This is a genomic window from Dyella sp. SG609 (assembly GCF_012275375.1).
GTDB classification, from domain to species: domain Bacteria; phylum Pseudomonadota; class Gammaproteobacteria; order Xanthomonadales; family Rhodanobacteraceae; genus Dyella_D; species Dyella_D marensis.
In genome coordinates, this window is sequence record NZ_JAAZQJ010000008.1 from 184,942 (window position 1) to 200,234 (window position 15,293).

At 68.2% G+C, this 15,293-nt stretch carries 13 protein-coding genes; 6 read left to right on the forward strand and 7 right to left on the reverse strand.

Annotation, left to right across the window (positions count from 1 at the left end; translation table 11 throughout):
- Positions 1-87 precede the first annotated feature (87 nt).
- The 3 genes from FHW85_RS15525 to FHW85_RS15535 all read left to right on the forward strand — a co-directional run bounded on the left by FHW85_RS15525 (position 88) and on the right by FHW85_RS15535 (position 2,331).
- A complete protein-coding gene (locus tag FHW85_RS15525; RefSeq protein ID WP_168648852.1) occupies positions 88-1,218 on the forward strand; it encodes a serine hydrolase in 1,131 nt (376 codons plus the stop codon).
- Between the two features lie 146 nt (positions 1,219-1,364).
- On the forward strand, positions 1,365-1,949 hold the full coding sequence (locus FHW85_RS15530; protein WP_168648853.1) for an ester cyclase: 585 nt from the start codon (positions 1,365-1,367) through the stop codon (positions 1,947-1,949).
- A gap of 64 nt (positions 1,950-2,013) precedes the next feature.
- Positions 2,014-2,331, forward strand: coding sequence for a helix-turn-helix domain-containing protein (locus FHW85_RS15535; RefSeq protein ID WP_167252816.1), 318 nt, complete (start codon positions 2,014-2,016; stop codon positions 2,329-2,331).
- A gap of 3 nt (positions 2,332-2,334) precedes the next feature.
- Here FHW85_RS15535 and FHW85_RS15540 read toward each other — a convergent pair whose 3' ends face one another.
- The 6 genes from FHW85_RS15540 to FHW85_RS15565 form a co-directional block, all read right to left on the reverse strand.
- Positions 2,335-3,912, reverse strand: a complete 1,578-nt coding sequence (locus FHW85_RS15540) for a winged helix-turn-helix transcriptional regulator (RefSeq protein ID WP_168648854.1) — start codon at positions 3,910-3,912, stop codon at positions 2,335-2,337.
- A gap of 130 nt (positions 3,913-4,042) precedes the next feature.
- A complete protein-coding gene (locus FHW85_RS15545) occupies positions 4,043-4,840 on the reverse strand; it encodes an undecaprenyl-diphosphate phosphatase (RefSeq protein WP_168648855.1) in 798 nt (265 codons plus the stop codon).
- A 73-nt stretch (positions 4,841-4,913) separates the two neighbouring features.
- A complete protein-coding gene (locus FHW85_RS15550) occupies positions 4,914-6,206 on the reverse strand; it encodes a histidine-type phosphatase (protein ID WP_168648856.1) in 1,293 nt (430 codons plus the stop codon).
- Positions 6,203-8,692, reverse strand: coding sequence for a TonB-dependent receptor (locus FHW85_RS15555; protein ID WP_168648857.1), 2,490 nt, complete (start codon positions 8,690-8,692; stop codon positions 6,203-6,205). Before FHW85_RS15555 ends, FHW85_RS15550 begins: the two co-directional genes overlap by 4 nt.
- A 121-nt stretch (positions 8,693-8,813) precedes the next feature.
- Positions 8,814-9,857: a FecR domain-containing protein gene (locus FHW85_RS15560; protein WP_168648858.1), complete on the reverse strand. Its 1,044-nt coding sequence runs from the start codon at positions 9,855-9,857 to the stop codon at positions 8,814-8,816.
- Positions 9,850-10,365: an RNA polymerase sigma factor gene (locus FHW85_RS15565; protein ID WP_343203559.1), complete on the reverse strand. Its 516-nt coding sequence runs from the start codon at positions 10,363-10,365 to the stop codon at positions 9,850-9,852. The genes FHW85_RS15560 and FHW85_RS15565 overlap by 8 nt, the downstream gene beginning before the upstream one ends.
- A 450-nt stretch (positions 10,366-10,815) precedes the next feature.
- On the opposite strand from FHW85_RS15565, the gene glnA reads away from it, so the two are divergent.
- Positions 10,816-12,225 carry a type I glutamate--ammonia ligase gene (gene glnA / locus FHW85_RS15570; RefSeq protein WP_167252810.1) on the forward strand — a complete coding sequence of 470 codons (1,410 nt, stop codon included), beginning with the start codon at positions 10,816-10,818 and terminating at the stop codon, positions 12,223-12,225.
- A gap of 55 nt (positions 12,226-12,280) precedes the next feature.
- On the opposite strand, the gene FHW85_RS15575 is transcribed toward glnA, so the two are convergent.
- The gene (locus FHW85_RS15575; RefSeq protein WP_168648859.1) at positions 12,281-13,480 is read right to left on the reverse strand and encodes an MFS transporter; all 1,200 of its coding nucleotides are present in this window, start codon (positions 13,478-13,480) and stop codon (positions 12,281-12,283) included.
- Positions 13,481-13,584: 104 nt separating this feature from the next.
- Between FHW85_RS15575 and FHW85_RS15580 the strand changes: the two genes are divergently transcribed.
- Positions 13,585-14,577, forward strand: coding sequence for an AraC family transcriptional regulator (locus FHW85_RS15580; protein WP_168648860.1), 993 nt, complete (start codon positions 13,585-13,587; stop codon positions 14,575-14,577).
- Complete coding sequence (locus FHW85_RS15585) at positions 14,574-15,269, forward strand: glutamine amidotransferase (protein ID WP_168648861.1); 696 nt, start codon at positions 14,574-14,576, stop codon at positions 15,267-15,269. The genes FHW85_RS15580 and FHW85_RS15585 overlap by 4 nt, the downstream gene beginning before the upstream one ends.
- The last annotated feature ends 24 nt before the right edge of the window (positions 15,270-15,293 follow it).

Sequence of the window (15,293 nt, forward strand, 5' to 3'; positions counted from 1 at the left end):
CGGCTTCATAAATCTTCATCCGGCCTTCCGGCGCTTCATTCGCCGCCGCGCTGGACTCCATGGGCACCTCAACCATGGAGTCCGACCATGCACCATCCCAGGCCTTACCTGCTCGCCGCCCTGCTCGCGGCCTGTTCGCTGTCCCTGTCCGCGGCCGGGTACCGCGCTCCTGACGCGCATGACGATGGCTGGCCCGTCGCCGATGCCCGCGCCGGACACATCGACACCACCCCGTTCGCCGCGCTTGAGGGCAAGATCGCCGACGGCAGCTTCAAGAACATCACCAGCGTCCTGGTCGCCCGCGACGGCAAGCTGGTCTATGAGCATTACTTCAACGGCAGCGACGCCGGGCATCTCAACGACGTGCGCTCGGCCAGCAAGAGCGTCACCGCGCTGCTGGCCGGCGCAGCCATCGATCGCGGCCTGATCCCCGGCGTGCAGGCCAAGGTCTACGGCTTCTTTCCGGACAAGCAGCCGGTGCAGCACGCCGACCCGCGCAAGCAGGCGATCACGCTGGAAGACCTGCTGACCATGAGTTCGCTGTGGGAATGCAACGACGAGAACGAGTTCTCCGCCGGCAACGAGGAGCGCATGTACGTCAGCGAAGACTGGCTGCAGTTCGCGCTGGACCTGCCCATCAAGGGCTTCGCGCCATGGATGGCCAAGCCGGCAGACAGCCCGCACGGCCGCGCGTTCTCCTACTGCACGGCTGGCGCCTTCGTCTCCGGCGCGGTGGTGGAGCGCGCCGCGCGCATGCCGCTGTCGCGCTTCGCCGCCGACGCGCTGGAAAAGCCGCTGGGCATCGAGCACGTGCAATGGAATGCCTCGCCGCTGGGCATCGGCATGGGCGGCGGCGGCACCCGCTACCGCAGCCGCGACCTGGCCAAGCTCGGCCAGCTGGCCTTGGATGACGGGCGCTGGCACGGCAGGCAGGTCATCTCCGCGGCGTGGATCCACGCCATGCTGACCGTGCATGCGCAAGCGCGCGACGACGCCGACTACGGCTACCTGTGGTGGTGCTTCCGCAAGCCGGTCACCGGCATCGACGAACCGGTATGGGCAATGAGCGGCAATGGCGGCAACTACGTGTTCGTGGTGCCGTCGCGGCGGCTGGTCGCGGTGGTCACCAGCACGGCCTACAACCAGCGCTATGCGCATCCGCAGTCGCAGGAAATCCTGCGCGAATATCTGCTGAAGGCGGTGTCCGGCGCACGCTGACGCGCACACCCGGGTTACTGAAAAGTAACCAATTTACAGCGTGCTCCGGCGCGCTCAGACTGATGCCTCGCTTATCGACGGAATCTTCCCGGTGGCTCCTTCAGGAGCCGCCGACGTCGATTCACACCCACCAGGAGGCACGCATCATGACGACCCGAAAGACCGCATTTGCCCTGGCGCTCGGCGCGGGCCTCGCCCTCGGCGGGCTGGCGGCGGCACAGGCCGCGGAGCAGGATCACTGGCCGGCCAGCAAGAACGGCCAGGCGGTGCCGAAGGTGGCCGGCATGCCGGCCGAACTGGCGAAGAACCTGGCCAACTTCGACGACCTGGATTTCCGCGTCTATACCAGCCAGCAGTGGGAAAACCTGCACAAGAGCCATGGCCAGGACATCGTCGTGCACTACCCCGACGGCCACACCACCAAGGGCATCCCGGACCACATCAAGGAACTGCAATTCATGTGGACCTGGGCGCCGGACAACCGCATCACCGAACACCCGGTGCGCTTCGGCACCGCCGATGCGCAATGGACGGCGGTGATGGGCTTCCTCGATGGCACTTTCACCAAGCCGATGGTGCTGGCCGACGGCACCGTGATCCAGCCGACCGGCAAGGCCTACCACCTGCCGATGGCAACGCTGGGGCACTGGAACAAGCAGGGCACGATGGACGAGGAATATCTGTTCTGGGACAACGCAACCCTGCTGAAGCAGATCGGCGTGGGCAAGTAATCCCGTCGACATTCGTACGGGCCGGCGATTGGCGCCAGCCCGGCGAGCTTCCATACTCGCGCTCATGGCCACCGACCCTTTGAACATCTGCGCCGCCGAAGTGGTGCTGCGCGTTCTGCGCGGACGCTGGGCCATGACCATCCTGATGACGCTGGCCGAACGCGGCCCCGTGCATTTCGGCGCGATGGAGCGCTCGATCAAGGGCGTCTCCGCCAAGGTGCTGTCGGAACAGCTGCGCTATCTGCGGAATGCGGGTGTGGTAAGCCGCAGTTCGTCCGCGCAGCGGCGCGAGGTCTATTACGAACTCACGCCGCGCGGCCAGGAACTGACACTCGCGCTCGATGCGATCAACGACCTGGCGCGCCGCTGGCCCGACCTGTAGCGCTCAATGCGTGTCGTGCAGGTCCGCCGGGCGCCAGTCCGCAGCCAATACCTGGGCGCGCTGCGCGGCGACGCGCCGGCTCAGCGTGTCGATCGAGGCGGCGTAGGCCGGATCGCTGGCAAGGCCGCGCCATAGGGGCGAAGTCTGCAGATAGGCGCGGTCGCTGTAGCCGCCCTGCACGGCCGCATCCACCGAACGCAGCGCGTCGGCATGCCGTCCGCGCGCATCCTGCAGCAGGGCCAGTTCGAGATAGTCGCCGGGATAGCTCGCGCCGCCCAGGAACTGGCGCTGCATCTGCGCGATGCGCTCGTCCAGCCACGCCGGCGCGGGCGATGCCGCGCCATACAACGCCGTCAGCGTGATGGGCAGGCTCATCTGCGGACGCAGCTGCCGTGCCTGCTCGAAGGCGTGGCGGGCACCGTCGCGGTCGCCGCGCAGCAAGGCGAGTTCGCCGCCAAGCACATAAAGATCGACGTGTGGGGTATTGCGCGCGAGCGCCTGATCCAGCGCTTCCTGCGCCTCCTTGAAGCGCCCCTGCAAGAACAGATGCCGCGGCCAGGCGATATTGGAGAACACATTGTCCGGATAGAGCTGGAAGCTCTCGCGATAGCGCCGCTCCGCCGCGTCGGTGAAGCCCAGCAGCTCCAGCTCGCGCGCCACCTGCACGTCGCGGAAGCGCACGCGCGCCGGATCGCCGTGCATCTGCAGGTTGGCATGCAGCGCTTCGGCCAGTCGCCCCTGTTCCTGGTAGAGGTAGGCGGCCGAGGCGCGCGTTGCATCGTCGCCCGGATCGAGCGCCAGCGCTTTTTCATAGGCGCGCAAGGCGGCGGCGAGTTCTCCCGCGCAGTCGTGCGCATAGGCGAGCGCGGACCACGCGGCACTGTTGTCCTGCTGCGTTTTCAGCACCAGCTCCGCTTCAGCGCGCGCCTGTTGCGTCCATTCGTAAGGGAAGTTGTAAAGGCAGACCCGCGCGCTGTAGGCGCGGCTCAGGCCGATATGCGCAACCGCGCTGGCCGGGTCGCGCGCCAGCACCTGCTGATAGAGCAGGATCGCGCGCTCGTTGTTGTCCTTCTGGCCGATGCCGGCGTAGTAGGACGCGCGAACGGTCAGCGTTTGCGCCGGATCGATGCGGCCGTGCTCGATGGATGAGCGATACCACCACGTGCCGGCCAGCCCCAGCGCGGCAAGCACACCGAAGCCGATCGACCATGGGCGCAAAATCCGCTGCCGCATCACCGGCTCGTCGGCGATCAAGGCCTCTGCCGTCCGCGGCGCTTCGCACAACTGATAACCCCGCCCGCGCACCGAGCGGATATAGCGCGGATTGCGCCCGTCATCGCCCAGCGCCTGGCGCAGCAGCTTCACGCGCTGGGTGACGGTCTCCTCGTTCACCACCGCGGGCGCCCACACTTCGGCCATCAGCGTGTCGAAACCCACCACCGCATCGCCATGCCGCAACAGGCAGGCCAGCAGCTGGAAGTTCAGGCCCTGCACGTCGAGCGCGCCGCCGTCGCGCGTCACGCGCTGGCGCGCGAGGTCGATATGCAGGTCGAGCAGGCGGTAGTGGGATGACGGTTCCATGGCGCGCGGAACTATGTCATGGAACGTAGGTTGGGGTGAGCCATAAGGCGAACCCCAACATGGCCAGGCGCATGGAGCTGGCGTTGTTGGGGTTCGCCTGGCGGCTCACCCCAACCTGCGAAGTGTGCCCTCAGGCGCCGGCCGGCATCAGCAACAGCAGGGCGATGCCCAGCGCGATGCGGTAGAGCGCGAACGGCGTGAAGCGGTGCGTGCGGATATAGCCCAGCAGCCACTTCACCGCGATAAAGGCGACGATGGCCGAGACCACGAAGCCGACGATCAGCGCGCTCCAGTCCTCGTGCGCCACGCCGCCGCTCTTCACCACCTTCAGCAGCTCATAGCCGGTGGCGGCGTACATGGTGGGAATGCCCACCAGGAAGGCGAACTCCGTCGCCGCCGCGCGATTGCTGGTACCGGCCAGCATGGCGGCGAAGATGGTGGCGCCCGAACGCGAGGTGCCGGGAAACACGCCGGCCACGATCTGCGCGATGCCGACCAGGATCGCCACCGTCCAGGTCACTTCGGTGCGGTCGGCCTGGCGCGCCGCCATCTGCTCGGCGCCGATCATCCACAGGCCGCCGATCACCAGCGCCCAGGCGATCGGAGTCACCGCCTCGGGCAGCTTGAAGCCCATGTGGGTGACGATGAAACCCAGCACCGCGGTGATCATGAAGGCCACGAACAGCTTCAGCACGTAGTCGCGGTTGGCCGGATCGCGCCACTGCGTGAGCAGGCCCCAGATGCGCTTCCAGTAGATGAAGGTGACCGCGAGGATGGCGCCGGCCTGGATGCCCACGTTGAACAGGTCCGAGCGCTCGCCCAGGCCCAGCTTCTCAGCGATCAGCAGGTGGCCGGTGCTGGAGATGGGCAGGAACTCGGTGATGCCTTCGATGATGCCGAGCAGGACGACTTTGATCAGATCGCTCACGTGCGGGACTCCGGGCCACTGCAAAGCGCCATAGCTTAAGCGCTAGCCCCTTCCTTGGGGCACGCTCATGCCGCTACTTGCTGACCGCTGGTTCATGCGGAGCTTCTTGCGATACCGCCGGCCAGGCACGCATCGGCGGCAGGGCGGGATCGATGCGCGTGGCATCCATGCGCATGCGCAACCAGCGCGAGACCTTGTCCAGCGGACATCGGTCGGCGGCGGGGCAGGGTGCGAGCCTCAGCGTCTTGCGCACCAGCGCATCCGCTGCCGCGTAGTTGGCGCTGCGCAAACTTGCGAGGGTGGGCATCGCGGTGGATACGCTCACGCTGTACTTGCCATGCGTCTGCCATAGATCGAACACCAGTGCGCCACCGGGCGGATAGTCGTCCGGGTGCGCGGCGTCGTGCCAGTCGGCATCGAGCAGGCCGGCGAGCTGCGCGAGATTGGTGTCGTGGCCCACCACCAGCACGGCGCGCGTGGACGCTGCCGTCAGCGGCGCGATCGGCGTCTTCTCGCCGCCGGCCTGCTGCAGGCTGGCCAGCACGTGCGCCAGCAGGTTGGTACCACCGCGCGCCGCGGCCGGCATGGCCTTCTTGCTCAGCGCGAACTGCAGGTTGTGCAAGGTGACGAGACGGCCGATGGTCGCTTCGTCGCCCTGGCCCCAGGCTACGTTCGCGGCGGGGAAACCTTGCGCGTACTCCAGCATCAGGTTTTCGCTGAGGCTGCCGGCGGTCTTCAGCGCCTTGGCGCGTTCGCCGTCGTCCTGCGCGTCGAGCAGCGTCTTGCGGCCATCCGCATGCGCCTTGGCCAGGCAGGCCGAACCTTCGCAGCCGAGCAGCACGCGCTGCAGCTGCGCCAGTTCGGCCGGCGGCCAGGTGGCGGGCAAGGCGGGCTTATCGTCGTCGTCCTTGTCGTCGTCCTTGGCGCCGAAATGGAACAGCGGGTTGTTCCGGTCGGTGGGCAGGGCGAGATACGTGGGTTGGCAATCCGCCGCCAATCCCTGCGCCAGCGCCGCGCCGCTGGCGTGATTGCGCGGCGTGCTGTCGGCAATCACCACCACGTCGTTCACGCGGTCGCAGGCGCCGGACCACAGTCCATCCGCCGCGAACAGGCGGCGATAGCTTTCGCCCAGCGCGCGCATGCCTTCGCTGCCATGCGGCGTGAGCTGCCCCGGTGCGACCGGCCACGCGGCCCATGGCCGGCTGGCATAAGGCGCCAGCGCCTCCGGCGCCTTGGTCGGCGCACGCACGCCATGGCGCAGCACCACCACGCGCAGGCGCAGCGTGGCCGCGCCGGCCTGCGCCAGCAGCGGCGCGCACAGCGCCGCGCCGAGCAGGGCCGCGCGAACGAAGGCGCGCGCCCTCACAGCTTCACCGACAGGTCGAGGAACACTCCGCGGCCCGGCAGTCCGAAGTACAGCGGCGTGCCGCTGACCGACTGCGTGCCCGCATAGCCGGCCAGCTTGTGCACATTGAACAGGTTGTTGACGTCCACGCTCACCGAATAACCCTTGCCGCCCAAGGGACCATGATCGCCGCGGAAACCGAAGGCCGCATCCCAGGACATGTAGCCGGCCAGGCGCGCGCCGTTGGCGAAGACGTCCTTGCCGCTGGCGTCGGTGGCGTTGTCCAGGCCGTACTGGTGGCCCACGAACTTGCCCATCAAGGAACCGAACCAGCCCTGCCGGCTGCTGTAGAGCAGGCCCAGCGCTGCCGTCACCTTCGGCGTGGCGGCGACCTGCACGCTGCTGCCCTTGTAGGTGGCCTTGTTGTAGCTGGCGTTGCCGTACAGGCTGAGCGTGGGCGTCAGCGCATAGGTCGCTTCCGCCTCGGCGCCCTGGTAGACCGCGCCGCCGCCGTTGACGTAGGCGCTCTCGTTGCCGTTGGCGGTCTTCACCTCGGTCTGCGCGATCAGGTTCTTGAAGTCGATGTAGTACAGGTTGGCGCCGAAGGTGAGTCCGCGCGTCGCATACGCCGTGCCCACCTGATAGTTGGTGGTCAGTTCCGGAGCCAGCGCGCGCGTGCCGTTCAATTCGATCACGTCGATCGGCGGCGCCAGGAAGCCGCGGGCCACCTGCGCATACGCGCTCCACTCGTCGCTCAGGCGGTCGTGCAGGCTGAGCGAGGGCAGGGTCGCGCTGTAGGTGGCCTCGGCGTGCGCGGGCACCGGCGGCGAGATCTTGTTGAGCGTGGCATCGAGGCTGCGCGTGACGGAGGAGTAGCGCAGGCCCGGGCTCAGCGTGAGCTGGTCGGTGAGGCGCCAGTCGTACTGCACGAAGGGCTGCGCGGTGTCGGTGCGGTCCTTCAACTGATAGTTGTAGACGGGGCCGTACTTGGTACCGCTGCGCTGGCCGGTCGTCATGTCCAGCGGCACCTGATAGCGCTGATCGAGATTGCGTTCCAGCCAGACGCCGGTCTGCAAGCTGCCCGGACCCAGCTCGCGGCCCAGGCGCAGCACGTCGCCGAAGGCGCGGAAGCCGTTGTCGGCCTGCTTGCCCGGCACGTCGGTGGCGGACTTGCCCACCTTCTTGCCCTTGGCGTCGTAGAAGGTCACGCCGTTGTCGGCCGCATGGTTGTCGGTGGCGTCGCTGGTCTTGAGCGACCAGTGGTCGAAGCTGTTGTAGTAGACCTTGTTGTCCACGTCCCACTCGCCCAGCCGCGTGACCAGGCCGACATAGGTGAAGCTGGAGTAGTACGCGGCCCGGTTGTAGCCCTGGTACGACTGCAGGCGCGGGTCGTCGCGCAGGCCATAGCGCCAGCCGTACTGCGCGATTTCGCCCAGCGTCGCGCCCTGCACCGTGTTCTGGTGTTCCTGGTTGTAGCTGGTGACGAAGGTGAGCGTAGTGGCGGCGCCGAGGTCGCTCACCGTCTTGATGAAGGCATGCTCGCGGCGGTCGTCGGTGCCCTTGAGATAGGTGTCGCTGGCTTCCTTGGAGAGATCGGCGAACAGCCTGGTGTGCGCGCCGATCTGCTCGTCCGCGGCGACGCCGCCGGCGCGCGTGTTCCAGCTGCCCACGGTGAGGTAGGGCGTGACGCCCGGCACGTCGCTCGGGTCGCGCGAACGCAAGCCCACCGTGCCGCCGAACGTCGCATTGCCGATGGTGGAGCCGCCGCCGGGGCCGCGGTCGATCTCGGCCTGGCCCAGCACGTGGTTGTTGAAGTAGGCCGAGGTGGTGTGGTGCAGGTCGCTGGCGTCGCCGAACGGAATGCCGTCGAAGGTGATGTTGAACTGGCCGTCCTGGAAGCCGCGGATGCTGATGCCTTCGTTCTTGCCCAGGCCCGGGCCTTCCGGCGAGGTGACGGTGACGCTGGGCGCGTACTTGATGATGTCGTCGAAGTTGGAGTTGAAGCGCAGGCCGTCGCGGATAAAGCGCTCGTCGATCACCGAGGTCGGCTGCACCGCATCCAGCGGCGCGGCGCTCGGCGCCAGCGTATCCACCGCGTTGGCGTGCACGCTGATCGGCGCCAGTTCGCGCGTGGCGTTGTCAGTGTCCACCGGCGGCAGGCCGCGCGACGCCGTCGCGTCCGCGGCCGGTGCGTTTCCCGCGCGCGCGGCCGGCACGATGGTCACCGTGGTGGGTGTGACGAAGCGGTAATCCAGGCCGGTGCCGGCCAGCAGCTGGCGCAGCTGCTCGCGCGGTTCGCCGGCGGCGGCACCGCGGCTTTTCACGCTTTCGGCGACGTCGGCCGCATACACCAGCTGCAAGCCGCTGCGGCTGGCGACCAGATCCAGCGCCTGGGCCAGCGGCATCGGTGCGATCGCCGGCGCGGCGGTGTGATCCTGCGCATGCAGGGCAAGGGAGAGCGTGCCGCCGAGCAGCAGCGCGATATGGAGGGCGAGCGTCTTGCGCATGGAGCGAGCCTTGGGGCGAGAGGGAGAACAAAGGCGGCGAAGCGCACACGCATCGCCGCCGCATGATCTCTACGAGTGCCCCGCGCGCCCGTCGGGTACCGCCGATTCGATGAATTTTTTCTTACAGCTTGCGTGTAATGCGGATGTCATCCGCGCCGCGCTGTACACGTACGCCAGGCAGAGTGCCCAGGTAGGCCACGAAAGCTTCCGGGTCGCGCGCATGGAAACGGCCGCTGATGCGCGTGGCGGCCAGCGCCGCATCGTCGATATGCAGCGGCGTGCCGCCGTAGATCGCGAAACGCCGCGCCACTTCGGCCACGGTGCTGTGTTCGAAATGGATGTCCGCGGGCAGCCAGGCGGTGTGCTGCGCCAAGTCCGCGCGGCGCTCCAGCGCGGCCAGGCGGCCGCCTGCCACTTCCGCGTACTGGCCCGCGCGCAGGTCGGCCAGCGCTTCCGCTTGCGTGGCGGCGGGCTCGCCCGTCCAGATGCGGACCTCGCCGCTCACCACCGCGACGCTGGCGCCGTCCGCGCGGCGATGCGCGTCGAACACGGTGCCGACGTCCTCCAGCACCTGCTCGCCCACGCCCACGCGCAGCGGCCGCGCCGGGTCCCTGCCCACGTCGAACAGCGCGCCGCCGCGCAGCAGTTCGAAGCGGCGTTGTGCCTGGCCGTAGCGCACCGCCACCGCGCTGGCGCGGTCCAGCTGCAGCAGGGTGCCGTCGTCCAGCGCGACGTCGCGTACCTCGCCGGCGGAGGTATAGACGTCCATCGGCGCCGGTGCCTCGTGCAGGAAGGCCGCGCCGCCGATCAAGGCGACGGCCACGGCGGCGATGGCCTGCTGCCACCATGGCGTGCCGGCGCGGCGCACCGGTGCGGCGGAAGGCGCACGCGGCAGCAGCGGACGCAGCTGCACCACCGCACGCTCGGTGGCGGCGAGGTCGGCCAGCCCGGCGGTATCCAGGGCATCGAGCGCGGCGGCGGCGCCCAGGTCGCCGTGCAGGCGCGCCATGCCGATGTACTCGGATACATGCAGCGGCGATTGCCGCAGCCAGGCGAGGAAACGCGCGCGCTGCGCGGCATCCAGCCCTTCGCGCTGGTCCAGGTACCACTCGGCCGCCTGCTCGGCGGCGCGGCGCAGCAGGCGCGGGTCGATGGCGTCAGTCATAGCGCGCCATCCCGACGCGGCACGCGGCCAGCGCCTTGACGATGTATTTCTTGACCATGTTCGAGGAGACGCCCAGGCGCTCGCCGATCTCGCGGTAGCCCAGCTCGTCGCGGTAATGCATCACCAGCACCGCGCGGCAGCGCGGGGTGAGGCGGGCGATCAGTTCGCCGAGCCGGCGGCGGCGCAGCTCGCGGTCCACGCCGGCGGCGGCCTCGCAGGGCGTGGCCAGGCGTTCCAGCACGTCTTCCAGGGCATCGCCGTTGACCGGTGCGCGCTGGCGCAGGGCGGCGTGCTCGCGCAGCAGGTTGGAGGCGATGGTGAACAGGTAGGCCTCGGGATTGCGGATGTCCTGCGCCCCGTGCCGGTCCGCGCGCAGCAGGCGCAGGTAGACCTCCTGCACCAGGTCCTGCGCATCCCAGGCATGCGCGGTGCGCCTGAGGAAATAGCGGTTGAGGGTGTCGCGCTGTTCCTCGAACAGGCGCGACAGCCCGGCGGCGGGGTCGGTCACGGGCGCTCGCGGCGCGGAGTGTGGACGCGGGACGCTAGTGCGTGGGAGTGACGATTGTGTGACGACGCATGGGCGGGCAGATGAGGGGCGGGCTCGCCAAGACGTAGCGACAGGGCGGGGCTTGCTTACTGCTTCTGCTTCATCGCTCCGCCCGCCCCTCACCCCAGCCCTCTCCCCGGAGGGGAGAGGGGGTTGGCTGTGTGGGCCCGGAGGGTCACGTGCCCGAATGAGGGATGACGGGCTAGGATGGCGGGCGTTGTTCGCGGGCGATGGATGAAGCGCATTGTTGGTGCAAAATCGCGATTGATTTAGCGCCTTAAAGGTGCAAAGCGACCATCGCCATTCACGCAATCCTTACGCAAGTAACTGATCCGGCTTGGCTCCTTCCGCTGGCATGGAGCTTGCCAAAGAGCAAGTTGTTTCCACGTCCCCATCTATTCGAGGTTCGTCATGTCCGCCCAGAAAGTGCTCGACCTGATCCAGGAACACGACGTCGAGTTCGTCGACCTGCGTTTCGCCGACATGCTCGGCAAGCATCACCACGTCACGTTCCCGGCGCACACCATCGACGAGTCGACCTTCGAGGACGGCAAGATGTTCGACGGTTCCTCGATCGCCGGCTGGAAGGGCATCAACGAGTCGGACATGATCCTGCTGCCCGACCCGGACACCGCCTACCTCGACCCGTTCAGCGGCCACACCCAGCTGGTCCTGCACTGCGACGTGCTGGAGCCCAGCACCATGCAGGCCTACGGCCGCGACCCGCGCTCGATCGCCAAGCGCGGCGAGGCGTTCCTGAAGTCCACCGGCATCGCCGACACCGCCTTCTTCGGTCCGGAGCCGGAATTCTTCATCTTCGATTCCGTGCGCTGGCAGAACGACATGGGCCGCGTGTTCTACGAAATCGGCTCCGAAGAAGCCGCCTGGTCGTCGCGCTACAAGTACGAGGACAACAACACCGGCCACCGTCCGGGCGTGAAGGGCGGCTACTTCCCGGTCAGCCCGGTGGATTCGCTCGGCGACCTGCGCGCCGACATGTGCAAGGTGCTGGAGTCGCTGGGCCAGGTGGTGGAAGTGCACCACCATGAAGTGGCCAATGCCGGCCAGTGCGAGATCGGCGTGAAGTTCAACACGCTGGTGCAGAAGGCCGACGAACTGATGACCATGAAGTACGTCATCAAGAACGTGGCGCACCAGAACGGCAAGACCGCCACCTTCATGCCCAAGCCGATCGTCGGCGACAACGGCAGCGGCATGCACGTGCACCAGTCGCTGGCGAAGGACGGCAAGAACCTGTTCGCCGGCGACCTGTACGGTGGCCTGAGCCAGACGGCGCTGTGGTACATCGGCGGCATCTTCAAGCACGCCAAGGCGATCAACGCCTTCGCCAACTCCACCACCAACAGCTACAAGCGCCTGGTGCCGGGCTTCGAAGCGCCGGTGATGCTGGCGTACTCCGCGCGCAACCGCTCGGCGAGCTGCCGCATCCCGTACGTGTCCAACCCGAAGGGCCGCCGCATCGAAGTGCGCTTCCCCGACCCGATGAACTCCGGCTACCTGGTGTTCACCGCGCTGATGATGGCCGGCCTCGACGGCATCATCAACAAGATCGACCCGGGCGCGCCGGCCGACAAGGACCTGTACGACCTGCCGCCGGAAGAAGAGAAGAACATCCCGCAGGTGTGCTCCAGCCTCGACCAGGCGCTGGATGCGCTGGACAAGGACCGCGACTTCCTCAAGGCCGGCGGCGTGTTCACCGACGACTTCATCGACGCCTACATCGCGCTGAAGATGCAGGAAGTCACCCGCTACCGCGCCAGCACGCATCCGCTGGAGTTCCAGATGTACTACGCGCTCTGACTGGCGCAGAAATCTTTGCAGGCATGGAACGGGCGCTTCGGCGCCCGTTCTGTTTTCAGGACGCGGCGGTTGCCGTGGCGCGGAAGCGCATGACCACAATCGCCACCGCGCCGAACAGCACCACCGCGCTGCCCGCGAACACGCCGCGCGCACCGCCCGCGTCGAAGATCACGCCGCCGATCGCCGCGCCCAGGCTGATCGCCAGCTGCACCGCCGCCACGATCAGGCCGCCGCCGCTTTCGGCCTGGTCCGGCACCGTGCGCGTGATCCAGGTGGACCACGCCACCGGCACGCCGCCGAAGGCCATGCCCCACAGCGCGATCAGCGCGGCGTGCGCCGCCGGCACGCGGCCCAGCGTGACCAGGCCGATGGCGATGAGGCCCATCAGCAGCGGCATGCCCAGCAGCATCGCGCGCAGGTTGCGTTCCAGCACCAGGCCGGCCAGCGAAGTGCCGACGAAGTTGGCGATGCCGAAGCCGAGCAGGATCGCGGACAAGCCGCCCACGCCGACGCCGGTGACGGTTTCCACAAACGGCCGCAGATAGGTGAAGAACGCGAAGTGGCCGGTGAACACCAGGGTGCAGGCGAGCATGCCGCGGCTCATGCCGGGGCGCTGCAGCACCTCGACCAGGGTGCGCAGGCGCGTGGTACCGGTGGGCGCCATCCGCGGCAGCGTCACCAGCTGCCACACCAGCGCGAGCAAGCCCAGCAGCACGGCCAGCAGGAACACGTTGCGCCAGCCGATCAGCGCGCCGAAATAACTGCCCATCGGCGCCGCCGCGATGGTGGCCAGCGACACGCCGCTGAACATCAGCGACAGCGCGCGCGGCACCAGGTGCTCGGGCACCAGGCGCATGGCGGTGGCCGCCGACATGGTCCAGAAGCCGCCGATGGCGATGCCCAGCAACACGCGGCCGGCCAGCACCGCGGCGAGGTTGGGCGCGTAGGCCACCAGCAGGTTGGAAACGATCAGCAGCACCGAGAACGACACCAGCACCCAGCGCCGGTCGATGTTCCGCGTGGCGGCCGAAATCAGCAGGCTGGTGATCATCGCCACCACCGCGGTGGCGGTTACCGCCTGGCCGGCCACGCCTTCGGTAATGCCCAGGCTGGCGGCCATCGGCGTCAGCAGGCTGGCCGGCAGGAATTCCGCCGTGACCAGGCCGAACACGCCCAGGGTGAGTGAGAACACCGCGCCCCAGGCGGGCTGTTCGCGCGTCTCGCCGCGGGTGGTCAACTGTATGCCTCCGTCCATCGTGCGTTCCGTTCTCGGGTATGGGGGAGGCACAGCGTAGGAAAGTACAGCCGGACGGTCTATGATGATGAATCTTTCGATCTTGATCGATCGTCCGGATCGCCATGGATATCCAGCCTTCCACCATTCCTCACGACCTGGCCAGCGAACTGCTGCTGGGCATGCGCCTGGTCGGCGTGCAGTACCGCCGTATCGAGGTGTCGCCGCCGTTCGGGCTGGCCTTCGGCGAGGAGCCGGAGCGGGCGCAGTTCCATTTCGTGGCGCGCGGGCCGGTGTTCCTGCGCAGCCCCGGCGGGGTCATCCATCGGCTGGATACCAGCGCCGCGGTGCTGCTGCCGCGCGGCGGCGCGCACCAGTTGCTGTCGAGCGCGCAGCCGGAACAGCCGTGCAGGGACATCGCCACCCTCAGCGCCACCGAGCTGTGCCCGACCGTGCGTGGCTGCGCCGACGCCGGCGTCTGCCAGGGCGAGCGCACCCTGGTCTTCAGCGGCTGCATGGAATTCGATCTCGGCGGCATGCAATCGCTGGTGGCTGCGATGCCCGAGGTGATGCTGGTCGGCACCCTGCTGAACAGCAACCCGGAACTGCGCGCGATGCTCGACGCGATGGAGCGCGAATCGCTGGCGCCGCGCGCGGGTTCGGCCGGCATCCTGGCGCGGCTGGCCGACGTGGTATCGGCTTTTATCGTGCGCGGCTGGGTGGAGTGCGGCTGCGGCGACGCCAGCGGCTGGGTGGAAGCGCTGCGCGATCCGCGCCTGGGCAAGGTGCTGGTGGCGCTGCACCGCGACCCGGGCCGCCAGTGGACGGTGGCGGAACTGGCCGCGCAGATGGACAGCTCGCGCTCGGTGTTCGCCGAACGCTTTCTCGCCGTCACCGGCATGACCCCGCTGCGCTATCTCACCGAACTGCGCATGCGCCTTGCCGCGCAGTGGCTGGCGCGCGACCGCGAGCCGATCGAGAGCGTGGCCTACAAGCTGGGCTATGGTTCGCTGGCCGCCTTCAGCCGCGCCTTCAAGCGCGTGGTGGGCCGGCCGCCCGGCGCGCTGCGCGCGCATGCGCCGGGGGAATCCAGGAACGCCAAGGAGTCCACCGCATGACACGCACCGCCATCGCCATACGCCACGTGGCTTTCGAGGATCTTGGCCTGCTGGCGCCGATGCTGGCAGAGCGCGGCTATGCGGTGCGTTATCTGGAGGCGGGCGTCGATGCGATCGACGCCGGCGTGCTGGATGCGGCCGATCTGGTGGTGGTGCTGGGCGGGCCGATCGGTGTGTATGAAGTCGACCGCTATCCCTTTCTTGCCGGTGAGCGTGCGGCGATCGCCTCGCGGCTGGCCTTACGTAAACCGACGCTTGGCATCTGCCTCGGCGCGCAGCTGATCGCGCAGGCGCTGGGTGCGGAGGTGGCATCCACGGGAAAGGTGGAGATCGGTTTCGGTCCGCTCACGTTGACCGACGAAGGCCGCGCTTCCGTGCTCAAGGGGATCGGCACGGTGCCCGTGCTGCATTGGCACGGCGATCAGTTCGCGATCCCGGCCGGCGCGCAGCGCCTGGCGCAGACGCCGGGTTTTCCCCACCAGGCCTTCGCCATCGACCGGCACGTGCTCGGCCTGCAGTTCCATCTGGAAGTGGAAGCCACGCAGTTGGAGCGCTGGCTGATCGGGCATGCGCATGAGCTGGCCGCGCATCGGATCGATCCGAATTCGTTGCGTCGCGATGCAGCGACGCACGGCGCTGAACTCACCCATGCAGCACGCGGCATCTTCGCCGCCTGGCTCGACGGCCTGTGATGATTTCCGCCAATGCCTTGATGA